This window comes from Pseudomonas sp. GL93 (assembly GCF_003408955.1).
Classification (GTDB): Bacteria; Pseudomonadota; Gammaproteobacteria; order Pseudomonadales; family Pseudomonadaceae; genus Aquipseudomonas; species Aquipseudomonas paracarnis.
On the sequence record NZ_NKRF01000027.1, the window covers coordinates 1 to 11,069 of the forward strand.

10 protein-coding genes are annotated in these 11,069 nt (G+C 58.2%); 5 read left to right on the forward strand and 5 right to left on the reverse strand.

The features are described from left to right. Positions 1-230 precede the first annotated feature (230 nt). Positions 231-1,661 (reverse strand): PLP-dependent aminotransferase family protein, encoded by a 1,431-nt coding sequence (locus CER19_RS05360; protein ID WP_116665643.1) that lies wholly within the window; start codon positions 1,659-1,661, stop codon positions 231-233. Between the two features lie 158 nt (positions 1,662-1,819). On the opposite strand from CER19_RS05360, the gene CER19_RS05365 reads away from it, so the two are divergent. From CER19_RS05365 to CER19_RS05385, 5 genes are all read left to right on the forward strand, one after another. Next, on the forward strand, positions 1,820-2,002 hold the full coding sequence (locus CER19_RS05365; protein WP_116665644.1) for a rubredoxin: 183 nt from the start codon (positions 1,820-1,822) through the stop codon (positions 2,000-2,002). 27 nt (positions 2,003-2,029) lie between these two features. Next, positions 2,030-2,899 (forward strand): sugar phosphate isomerase/epimerase, encoded by an 870-nt coding sequence (locus CER19_RS05370; protein WP_116665645.1) that lies wholly within the window; start codon positions 2,030-2,032, stop codon positions 2,897-2,899. Positions 2,900-2,968: 69 nt separating this feature from the next. Then, complete coding sequence (locus tag CER19_RS05375; protein WP_116665646.1) at positions 2,969-3,601, forward strand: LysE family translocator; 633 nt, start codon at positions 2,969-2,971, stop codon at positions 3,599-3,601. Positions 3,602-3,680: 79 nt separating this feature from the next. Continuing rightward, positions 3,681-4,739, forward strand: coding sequence for a diguanylate cyclase (locus CER19_RS05380; RefSeq protein WP_116665647.1), 1,059 nt, complete (start codon positions 3,681-3,683; stop codon positions 4,737-4,739). Positions 4,740-4,787: 48 nt separating this feature from the next. After that, positions 4,788-6,017: a M20/M25/M40 family metallo-hydrolase gene (locus tag CER19_RS05385; RefSeq protein ID WP_116665648.1), complete on the forward strand. Its 1,230-nt coding sequence runs from the start codon at positions 4,788-4,790 to the stop codon at positions 6,015-6,017. A 504-nt stretch (positions 6,018-6,521) separates the two neighbouring features. On the opposite strand, the gene CER19_RS05390 is transcribed toward CER19_RS05385, so the two are convergent. The 4 genes from CER19_RS05390 to CER19_RS05405 form a co-directional block, all read right to left on the reverse strand. Then, positions 6,522-6,938, reverse strand: a complete 417-nt coding sequence (locus tag CER19_RS05390) for a hypothetical protein (RefSeq protein ID WP_116665649.1) — start codon at positions 6,936-6,938, stop codon at positions 6,522-6,524. Beyond that, a complete protein-coding gene (locus tag CER19_RS05395) occupies positions 6,932-7,216 on the reverse strand; it encodes a hypothetical protein (RefSeq protein WP_116665650.1) in 285 nt (94 codons plus the stop codon). The genes CER19_RS05390 and CER19_RS05395 overlap by 7 nt, the downstream gene beginning before the upstream one ends. Before the next feature lie 35 nt (positions 7,217-7,251). Then, positions 7,252-7,620 (reverse strand): hypothetical protein, encoded by a 369-nt coding sequence (locus CER19_RS05400; protein ID WP_116665651.1) that lies wholly within the window; start codon positions 7,618-7,620, stop codon positions 7,252-7,254. A gap of 2 nt (positions 7,621-7,622) precedes the next feature. Beyond that, positions 7,623-11,069, reverse strand: a 3,447-nt coding sequence (locus CER19_RS05405; protein WP_133298310.1) for an RHS repeat-associated core domain-containing protein, incomplete at its 5' end; no start/stop codon positions are given.

The following is an 11,069-nucleotide window of genomic DNA, read 5'->3' on the forward strand; positions in this document are numbered from 1 at the left end:
AAAGGGCTCTTGCCCCACCACTCGGCACCTCGCCTAGGCTCGGTGTGCCCGTAATCCGCCAGTGATTTGGGGGGCCGCCGCCACGCGCCATCCATGGCGCGGGGCGGCTAAACCGGCATCCCTGCCGGTTTACCCCCCAAATCCCTGTCGAATTCCGGCCAGCGTGGTTTGACGGGGCGCTTAAGATCAAGATCAAAAGCAGATCAAGAGCTACTCGCTTCGCATCGTGGTTACGTTGGGCCGCTTTTGCTTTTGTGTGCCACACCATGCAGCAACAGCGCCTCAAACACCCGCTGCACTCGTGGTTCGTCACTGTGGGCCACATTGAAGCGCATTGAATCGCGATGGGCCGGGTCGTAGCCAAATAACGCACCGGGCGCCAGCACCATGCTGCGTTTCAATGCCTCCTGGGCCAGCAGTTCGCCGTTCACCCCTTTCGGCAGGCGCGCCCAGATGAACATCCCGCCTTCATACGCCATGGGCAGTTCGCACCCGCAGCGTTTGAGCCATTGTTCGACGCGCCCTCCGGCTTCCAGCAGGCGCTGCACCATGCGTTTGCGGTGTTTGGCGTAGCTGCCTTCGCTGAGCATGCGGTAGACGATCTGCTCGAACAGTTCGGAGGTCACGCCGCCGCTCATCAATTTCATATTGGTGAGGTTGGCGGCCAGTTGCGGCGCGGCCACGACGTAGCTGACGCGGGTGTTGGCACTCAGGATCTTGGAGAACCCTGACAGGTAGGTGACCTGCTCCAGCCCGGCGACGGCGGCCAGGCGTGGGGGTGGGTTGGGGTGCAGGTCGCCATACAGATCATCCTCGACGATATGGCAGTGATATTGCTGGGTCAGTTGCAGCAGGCGAAACGCCTGGCTGGGGCTGAAGGAATGCCCGGTGGGGTTATGCAGAACGCTGGTGGTCAGGTAAAGGCTGGGGCGGTGTTCGGCCAGCAACTGTTCGAGGGCCGTGAAATCGAACCCATCGGGGCGGCGATCAATGGTGACAACCTTGACGCCGTGCAGCGCCAGGTTGGCGTGGAAGTTGAAATAGCACGGCGCGTCGAGCAACACCGTGTCGCCAGGGCGGGCGAGCAGACGCATGAGCATGTCCAGGCCCTGTACGGTGTTGGGCGTGGTGATGATTTGTTCCACGGGTACCGACAAACCTTCACCGTGCAATTTCTGTTGCAGCGCCTGGCGCAGCGGTAATAACCCGGCCGGCGTGCCCAAGCCTGCGATGCGCAGCGACGGCGCACGCACCACGCTGCGCATGGCCTGGCGGATCGCTTCGCCATTGAGCCAGTCCTCCGGCAAGTGCCCACCGCCGGGGCGCAGTTCGCCACTGGCGGTGACCAGCGGGCGACGCAATACGCTGAGCAGGTCCTGGGGCAACAAGTCGACCCAGGTCGCCGTCGCCGGCCGGGCGCTGTCCATCTCCACGAAGTAGCCACGGCCCTGGCTTGAGGTGAGCAAATGGCGCCCGCGCAGGCGGTCCAGCGCCTCATTGAGGGTGAACTTGCTGACGCCCAGCACCTGGGTCAATTCCCGTACCGATGGCAACTTGCTGCCCGGGGCCCATTCGCCGTTCTCGATGGCCTGGCTGAACGCTTCGACGATCTGCTGGACTTTGGGGGTGCCTTCTACAAAAGCGATGGCGGATACAAACATGACGCGTCCTTGTGTTTGCCGGTGCTTTTACCGGTGAAGTTAGGCCGGATTAGGCATTACTTTACCTGCCTTGCGCAATGCCACTCCCCTAGACTGCGCGGCATCTCGCCAGGAGATGGCGAAATTTCCTACACCTGAGCAATGGATTCTGCATTTCCATGAAGACTTATATGTGCGCACCCTGCGGTTTTATGTACGTAGAAGAATTGGGTATTCCGGAGGACGGAATTCCCGCAGGCACCCCTTGGGAAGAGGTGCCTGACGACTGGACATGCCCGGATTGCGGCGTGACCAAGGCTGATTTCATGGCCATCAATCTTCCTGAACGTCAATTCGCCTGACACTCCATCAACGAAAGGAATCGCTCCATGGAAAGCAAACTGATCAACGCCACCGTACCGTTCTGCACCGGTGTGGCCCACCAGAAATACCTGGGTGCCGAAAAGGGCCTGCAAACCGCCATCGAAGGCGACTGCACCCACTGGTACATCGACGGCAGCCTGTTTGGCGAAATGGTCGATGACTGGACCGAGGCGCGTATCGAAAGCCTGCAGGCGCAAATCGCGGCCACTGGAGTCAAGCCGGTTTTCCACGGCAACTTCAAGGCGCCGTTGGGCAGTGATGTCGAAGCCTTCCGTAGCGCGGCCGTGGAGTATGTGAAGAAAGAAATCGACATCGCCAGCCGCCTGGGCGCGCCGTTGATCATTCACGGCGGTTGCATCGTCGAGCCGAAAATGGTGCTGATGGCCAAGAAGGTTGCCCTGGAGCATTACCTCAAGTCAGTGCAGGAACTGGCGCTATACGCCGAGGCCAAGGGCACGGATATCTACCTGGAAAACCTGTCCAACTACGTCAACTATCGGCCGTTCCACTACATCTTTACCCATGAAGCGGAATACGCCTTTGTGTTCGAGCGCCTGCAAGCCCACCGCAATGTGTACTTCTTCCTCGATGCCGGCCACGCCAACATTGAGAACGGCCTGCCGGCAGAAGTGGTGCGCAAGTATCACCACCTGATCAAGGGCATCTCTTTCAGCAACAACAACGGCGTGCAAGACCAGCACTTCGGGATCCATGACGGTAACTGTGATTACGCCGATGTAGTGCAGGCCATTGTCGAGACCAACTGGAAGGGCCTGGTGGCGTTCGAAACCCGTAACCAGACCGCCAAGGCCGCGCTGGCTGACCTGGCGGTGATGTACCGCGAGTCCCTGACCACTGAAATCGCCGTCGCCTGACCGGCCTGGGGCGGGCGCTTGAGGCGCTCGCCCCGTTGCTGTTGTTCTCTTAATTCAAGGTCCCTGGCCATGACAAGTGCGTTAACCCTGTCGTCGTTTCTCTACTTTTTGCTGTTTTGCGCCACCATGACCTTCAGCCCCGGCCCCATGACCTTGTTGTTGCTGAGCCTGGGCCTGAAGGACGGCCTGCGCAGTTCGATCCCGGCGCAGATCGGCGCCAGTGTGTCTTACCTGATTTCCATCCTGATCTTTGCCGTGGGCTTCTCGGAACTGATCAAGGGCAACCTTGCCATTACCCAGACCATCCAGTTTGTCGGTGTGGCCTATATTCTCTACCTGGCCTACAAGCAGTGGACCAGCAGCGGCGTGTCGATCAACAACGCGGGTGCTGTGGAGGGCTCGCGCAGCCTGTTTGGCAAAGGGCTGTTGACCGGGTTTTCCAACCCCAAGACCATCATCATGTTCAGCGCCGTGTTCCCGCAGTTTGCCGGCGCCGGTGAACACAGCTCGGCGGCGGACATCGCCATTCTCGGGGCAACCTTCCTGCTGCTGCAATTTGCCAGCGGTTGCCTGTATTGCTATTTCGGCCAGCGCATCAAGCACGTGCTGGAAAACCCCAAGCGCCGGGTGCTGTTGCAGCGGATCACCGCGGTGTTGCTGCTGGGCGTCGCCTTGATGCTGGCACGTGGGTTTTCGCACTGAAGTATTAGCCAATAAGCGGTAGTGGCGATTTGACGTCGCCCTGTTAGACTCCAGGCATTCACCCAGGATCGCCCCCACCATGCCAGCCGTCGGAGGAAAAGGACTTCCACTCGCTTTGCGCTTGTACAAATCTCGTCTGCTGGGGCTGACGCTCGGCTTTGTGTGCGTGGCGTTCGGCATGTATCCGTTGAACCCCTCCCTGTGGGTGTGGGCCTGGATGCTGATCAATGCCTTTGCGTGGCCGCACCTGGCTTTTCAATGCTCGTTGCGCTCGGCCAATACCTTGCGCAGCGAACGCCGCAGCCTGTTGTTCGATTCCTTTTGCGGTGGGTTCTGGGTTGGCGCGATGCACTTCAACCCGCTGCCCAGCGTCACCACCCTGTCGATGATGAGCATGAACAACGTCGCCATCGGCGGGCCGCGCTTCCTGTTCGCGGGTTGGGCGGCGCAGGCGCTGGGGCTGGGCACCGCGTTGCTGCTGTTCACACCTGGGTTTATCGCCGTGACCACCCAGGCCCAGCTGTATGCCTGCCTGCCGATCCTGATGCTGTATCCCCTGGCCCTGGGTTGGATCTGCTATCGCCAGGCCGTCACCTTGGCCCGGCATAAACGTGAACTGCTGGCCTTGAGCCGCACCGACAGCCTGTCGGGCCTGCTCAACCACGGCGCCTGGAAGGACCATCTGGATCTCGAGTTTCAACGTTGCCGCCGTGGCCCGGCCGGTGCCGCCATCGCGTTGATCGACATCGACCACTTCAAGACCATCAACGACACCTACGGCCATGTGACCGGCGATATCGTCCTGCGCCAACTGAGCAAGGTGTTGCGCCAGAACCTGCGCGCCACCGACCTGGCCGGCCGTTATGGCGGCGATGAGTTCTGTGTAATCCTGCCAGACATGCCCCTCAACCGTGCCACCGAGGTGATGGAGGCCTTGCGCGGTCGCTTCAACGCCTTGGCCTACGCCCAGGACCCGACACTGCGAGTGAGCCTGAGCATCGGCCTGGCGCCGTACCAGCCGAGCCACGCCGACTCCATCAGTTGGCTCAACGATGCCGACCAGGCGCTGTACGAGGCCAAGAGCAGCGGGCGCAACCGGGTCAGTTCGGTACAGGGCAGTTGGTTGCGGTCAGTTTAGTGGGGTAGGGTGGCGGGGCACCCTCCAACAAAAAACAAGGATCGGTCCATGCTCTTCACCTTCCCGCGTACCCTGTTGGCCGCTACCCTGGCCTTGTCTTTCAGCCTGCCGGCCTACAGCGCCGAGCCTCATAAACAGATCCAGCAACAGGCCGAACAATACAAGGCCCAAGCCTTGAAGCTGCTGGAGCGCCTGGTGAATATCGACTCGGGTTCAGGCTACGAGCCGGGCCTGACCCAAGTGCGCGATATCGCCGTGGATGAGTTGAAACAGTTGGGTTTCACCATCGAACGGGTGCCGGATAAAGCCGCCAATAACAGCCATGTGGTTGCCACCCTCAAAGGCACCGGCAAGGCCAAGATCCTGTTGATGGCCCATATGGACACCGTATTCAAGGAAGGCTCGGCTGCCGAGCGCCCCTTCCACATCAAGGACGGCCGCGCCTACGGCCCCGGCGTGATGGATGACAAGGGCGGCATCGTCGCGGGCATCTACGCGCTCAAAGTCCTCAAAAGCCAGGGCTTCAAGGACTACGCGCAGATCACCTTCCTGCTCGACGCCAGCGAAGAAACCGGGTCCGACGCCGCTTCCGAACTGATCCGCAACACTGCCAAGGGCCACGACGTGACCCTGAACCTGGAACCCGGCCGCCCCGCCGACGGCCTGGTGGTGTGGCGCAAAGGCAGCGCCACCGCGGTGGTCGAAGTCAAAGGCAAGGCCGCCCACGCCGGCGTCGCCCCGGAACTGGGACGCAACGCCGCGATGGAAGCTGCACACCAGATCCTGCAACTGGGCAAGCTGGGCGATGAAGACAAGAAAACCACCATCAACTTCACCGTGCTCAAGGCCGGTGACCGCACCAACGTCATCCCTGACCAGGCCACCGCCAAGGCCGACGTGCGTGCGGCCTTACCGGAAGAGTTCGACCGGATCGAGAAAGACCTGGCCCGGGTTTCAGCCAACAAATTGATCCCGGAAACCGAAGTGAAAACCAGCCTGCAGCGCGGCCTGCCACCGATGCCACAGACGGCCGAGTCGGATAAGTTGGTGGCGATGGCCCAAGGGATTTATGGCGAACTGGGACGCAAGTTGACCATCGAAGGCAGCGGCGGCGCGGCGGATGCCAGCTTGTCCGCCGGGGTAGGCACGCCGACGTTGGATGGGTTTGGGATAGTGGGGGGCAATATTCACACGCCGGAGGAATATGCCGAGGTGGAGAGTGTGGTGCCGCGGGTTTATTTGTTGAGTCGGATGATTATGGAGCTTTCCAAGCGCTGATCAGATCGAACGAAGCGGGTTTAAATGTGGGAGGAATGCCAGCCAGGTAAACGCAGATCCCCTGTGGGAGCGGGCTTGCCCGCGAAGGCGGTGTGTCAGTCGCTGCATGTGTCACTGCACTACCGCTTTCGCAGGCAAGCCAGCTCCCACATTTGATCTTTGTTGATTTGAGCGCTGTGTTCGCTTGACTGATCGGTATTCGGGGGTGATTGTGATGGGGCAGTTTGCACATGCATTGGCTGGCCCGCGCTGATCAGATCGCTGGATTTCGAAACGAAGCTAAATGTTGGCAAACCCTGATGTCAGTCTGTTAAAAGCATGTGTAGGAGCGAGCTTGCTCGCGAAAAATTCACAGGCGCCGCGTTTATTCAGGCAACACACGTTATCGTTGACGTTTTTCGCGAGCAAGCTCGCTCCTACAACAGGTGACGATGACGCTCTAACTGACCGGCATTAGGGCTAGCCCCCTCCCACATTGAGTACTCGGTGTATTCAATGTGGAAGTCACCATGTAGAAGGGTCTTCGAGGCTGGCTTTTTGGAGGTCGTCTTTCCACAGCTCATTAGTTAATCTGTAGATTTCTTCGAAAAAACCTCTTGGATTTTCCATTTCTCCCCATCCGAAAGGCAGGTTGCAATAATAGCCGGGAGCCTGCCTCAATAAGAGTGAAAAATCATAGGTTTCGTCGCTAAGTGCATCCCCCAATTTGTCGCATAAGACCTTGCGATGTCGATAGCTTAGATCTGAAGATTTCTCAATTATGTATTTTTTGATCAGTCGCTCTCTGTCTGTGTCAAGGTTGATGTCGTAACCTGCAAGATCTTCACCTAAAGTCTCTTCGCGATCATAAATATCGAACGGGCTGAGTAAGTGCCGAAGTTTCGGTGCGTACGGGATATCTAGAAAAGGGTGTTTCAGCATTGGTCATTACTCACAGGGAATACGGTATAAAGTTCTTTGGTTTCGCGATCAAATTTTGCGATCGCTGCATCCATGTTTTCATCAAGTATTGGATTGTTTCGGTCAGAAGGGTTTGGTATGTATCCTCTTCCGCAACCCTGCATTTCGATTCGGACAACTGGGTTGCCGTAGTAATCTTCCCCGGTAAAAGGCGGTAGGTTGCGTTCTGCTCTGGTGGTTACCTCATTTAGTACAGCGAATTGCGCGCGATGACTTTTAAACTGCGTGCTTAACTGCATAGAGCTTTCCTTTTCTGTGGAGGTTGTTTATTTGCTTAGATTCGTTCGCCCGCTTCGGTCTCTAGCTTGTAGTAATACAAACAGCGCAGTAGCACTCGCATGAATTGTCGTTGGTCAGCTATCTCAGTGCTAAAATAAGTTGTCATGGTTTTGAATGCACTGTCGAAGCTATCGCCAGTTTCTAAGAAGTGTTCGATTGAGCTAATAAACCAATCTTGCTCTGGTCTGGTGTATATCAAAAACTCTGGCTTGGTCAGGTCGTTAAAAAGTTCGACGAGCTCTTTTTCGTTGTTTGCGTCTACAGATGCGATCCGCTCCTCTCTCTTTAAATCGTCAGTGTTCTCAATGTCATAGGTGAATAGCAAGCCGCGAATTATTGACATGCTAGGTGCTTTCGTTTTCATCGTCATAATTCCGTATAAGCTGTTTTGGGTTGGCCAGCGCTATTCAGTATTACTCGTGCCTTGGATTGTTGGCTGTATTGCATTTCGTTCCCAGAGTACCCTTCACCCACAATTTTCCCCATGTGCATCGGCTTTAAAGACTGGGCAAGCCCGTTTCTTCTGAATATTAGTTGAGCTCGATATATTGCATTCAGTTGATCTCTATGACTGAGAAAGTGAGTGGAAGCAGGTGGGTATTTCGGCTCTCCTGCTCTTGGTCCTGATGTGAAGTATTCGACTATTCCTGTAGTTGGGTTTTTAGCCGTCTGTAATCGTTCCAGTTGAGACGCGAGTGTCGTTTGCTTTCCGTGCTTCTCTAAAAAGTGTGCTCCGGGTGTCGCTTTTTCAAGCTCATCTAAATGTTTATAGGCGTTTGCCTCTGCAAGCTCATCAATTCTCGCTTGCCGCTGCGCACGGGTCAGTTGCGGTAGGGCCGGTTCTCCATGGTTAACACTTGCCGCAGTGTTTTGGGCGCTAGTACTGGGTTTACACCCATCACCGCCAGGGCATGAATTCAAGCCTAGCGGGTCTACCCATCCCGTCGGATTGGGCACGTACTGGTACCCATTGATCCCCCCCGCCAACTTCACCGGGTCCGGTGTCAGGTAGCGGCCAATATCCGGATTGTAGTAGCGATGGCGGTTGTAGTGCAGTCCGCTTTCCTGATCGAAGTATTGACCCTGAAAGCGCAGCGGGTTGTCGATTTTGCCCACGTCGAGCCGAGCGATCTGGCCGTAGGCGCGGTAGTGGGCGGACCAGACGATCTCGCCTTCGGTGTCGGTGAGTTCTTGCGGGGTGCCGAGGTGGTCGAGTTGGTAGTGGTAGGGCGTGGTGGCTGGTGGGCCGAAGCCTTCCAGTAGCGCCAATGGGCGGAAGCTGTCGGGTTCGTAAAGATAGCTGCGATGGCGCTCTGCATGGTGTTCGGCTATCAGCTTGTCGCCTTGCCAGAAAAACTCGGTGGTTTTGCCCTCCACGGTTTTGCTGATGCGCCGCCCAAACGGGTCATAGCGATAACTGGCGGTTTCGCCGTTGGGCGTTGTAACCCCGACCAACCGATGCTGGCAGTCGTAGCGGTACTCAGTGACAAGTTGCTGGCCCTTGCCGCGCCGTTCGCGGATGAGGTTGCCGAAGGCGTCGTAGTCGTAATGGCGGTCGCCCTGGATCATCAGGCGGTTGGCCGCGACGATGTCCGGGCCGGGGCGGTCTTGCATCAGCAGGTTGCCGGCGGGGTTGTGGGCGAAGCGTTCCTGGACGTCTTGGGAGTGATCGGCGCGGGTCAGGCGGGCGAGGGGGTCGTAGTGGTAGCGGTGTTCGCCTTTGCGGGTGTCGAGCAGGCGGGTGAGGTTGCCGGATTTGTCGTAGTCGTATTGGCGTTGGTAAAAATGGTTTTGCTGTTGGGTTACCGCGTGGGCGTGTAGGCGGCTCTGGTCGTCGTAGTGGTAGTGGCTGAGCAGTTGGCCTTGCTGGCGTTGATGCTCTCGGCCGCTCTTGAACAGATGCGAGGTAAGCACTTCACCGTTGAGTTCGACGGTGGCGAGGTGGCCGCTTTTGTCGTGGTTGAAGGTGACGCGGTTGTTGTCCGGCAGGCACAGGTTTTTCAGCTGGCCGCAGGCGTCGTAGCCGTAGCGCAGGGTGCCCCAGCCTTGGTGTTCGGCGGTGAGGCGGTTTTGGCGGTCGTACTCGTAGGCCAACGCCCAGTGGCCGTCTTCGACGCTGAGGAGGTTGCCTTGGCGGTCGTAGGTATAGTCGACAACGCTGGCATCGGGCAGGGTTTTTCGTACGAGGCGCCCGGCGTGGTCGCGCTCGTAACGGGTGATTAGCTGACTGTTATCGTCGCCGTATTCGGTCTTCTCCAGCAGGTTGCCGTTGAGGTCGTAGGCGTAGGCGGTGCGCTGGCCGTCGAAGCCGGTTTCCTGGCGGATCAGGCCGTTGGGGTGGTAGTCGAGTTGGTAGGTTTCGCCGGCTTCGTTTTCGATCTCGGTGAGCAGCAGACGCGTGTTGTCGTAGCGGTACTTGACCTGGGTGCCGTCGGCGTTGATGCGGCGGCTGATCAGGTGCAGGCCACCTTCGTATTCGTAGCGGGTGACGTGGTCGAGTTCGTCGCGTTCGGCGATGATTTTGCCGTAGGGGTTGTAGCTGAATTCCCTGCAATCGCCGCTTGGCTGGATCAGTTTCAGCAAGCGACCTGCGGCGTCCCACTGATACTGGGTCAGCGCCCCATGCTCATCCTCACGGGCAACCTGTCGTCCCAGATCGTCATAGCGATAACGCTTGATCCCACCATGGGGCAATTGCTCTTCAAGCAACTGCCCACGCTCGTTCCACACCAGCCGATGACAACTGCTGTCGGGATACCAAACCCCAATTAATTGCCCATGTTTGTCATAGCTGTAGTCAGTCGAATTGCCATCCGGGTCAGTCTTGCGGATGACATCGCCCTGAACATTGCGCTCATATTTCCAGACCGCCTCACCACGGCGCACAACCCGTACGAATCCATTGTCATGCTCGTAGGATGTCGGCTCATCCTCCCCCGGAAACAGCGCCACCAAGCGTCCGGCGTCGTCATACTGATAGGCCGTCACCGCGCCCATCGGGTCTTGCTCGACGGTCAGCCGCCCCTGGTCGTCGTAGGATTTAAAGTGCGTGGCGCCGTCCGGATCGATGCGCTGCACCAATCGCGCCCGTTGGTCATGGACATACACTTCCTGGCTGCCATCGGCGTTATGCACGGTGACGTGGCCGTCATCGCCCCAGGCATAACGCGTGTCCATCTGGGAAAAACTTGCCCAATGCCGGACGCAACGCGCCGCTTTGCCAGCGTGTTCCCATGCCCAAAAGAAACTCGCCCCACCGGCCAGTTGGCGTTCAAGAATGACGTGCTGATCGTCGTACCGATAACGCTCGCTTTCCCCGACAGCATTGGTCGCGCAAACCAGTCGTCCGTCTTCGTCATAGGCGTAGGAAACAAGGTTCTGTTCGGTCTCCCACACGTAGGGCGCATGCCCTGTGGCGCGATGCACCTGGTAGTCCACCGCCACGATTCGATCCAGCTCATAACGCAGCAGCAGCGAGCGACCAGCACCGTTATCCAACCGCTCAATTCGCCCGGAGCGATCACGGTAAATGCGCAGGCGGTTGTCATACGCATCGCTGATCGCAGTCAGCACACCGTCGCGAAAGTGATAGAACCGCGACGCCTGGGCCAGCACCAGTTCATCAGGAGCCGAGCCCAAGTAGATCGCCGCTTCCGCCAGGCTGTTGGTAATCGCGGGTCGAGCAGAAGTCGGCAAGGGCAGGGTGGTCGAGCGGTTCTCATGGTCGGTCCACACCACCGAATCACCCGACACACAAACCCTGTGCGCCAGCGCATGACTCCAGCCAAACCCCAACCCGCAATCCACATCCAC

Bases quoted from the DNA above. Each gene is read 5' to 3' on its own strand.
- CER19_RS05360 (WP_116665643.1), bottom strand. From the start codon at position 1,661: ATGTTTGTATCCGCCATCGCTTTTGTAGAAGGCACCCCCAAAGTCCAG.
- CER19_RS05365 (WP_116665644.1), top strand. From the start codon at position 1,820: ATGAAGACTTATATGTGCGCACCCTGCGGTTTTATGTACGTAGAAGAA.
- CER19_RS05370 (WP_116665645.1), top strand. From the start codon at position 2,030: ATGGAAAGCAAACTGATCAACGCCACCGTACCGTTCTGCACCGGTGTG.
- CER19_RS05375 (WP_116665646.1), top strand. From the start codon at position 2,969: ATGACAAGTGCGTTAACCCTGTCGTCGTTTCTCTACTTTTTGCTGTTT.
- CER19_RS05380 (WP_116665647.1), top strand. From the start codon at position 3,681: ATGCCAGCCGTCGGAGGAAAAGGACTTCCACTCGCTTTGCGCTTGTAC.
- CER19_RS05385 (WP_116665648.1), top strand. From the start codon at position 4,788: ATGCTCTTCACCTTCCCGCGTACCCTGTTGGCCGCTACCCTGGCCTTG.
- CER19_RS05390 (WP_116665649.1), bottom strand. From the start codon at position 6,938: ATGCTGAAACACCCTTTTCTAGATATCCCGTACGCACCGAAACTTCGG.
- CER19_RS05395 (WP_116665650.1), bottom strand. From the start codon at position 7,216: ATGCAGTTAAGCACGCAGTTTAAAAGTCATCGCGCGCAATTCGCTGTA.
- CER19_RS05400 (WP_116665651.1), bottom strand. From the start codon at position 7,620: ATGAAAACGAAAGCACCTAGCATGTCAATAATTCGCGGCTTGCTATTC.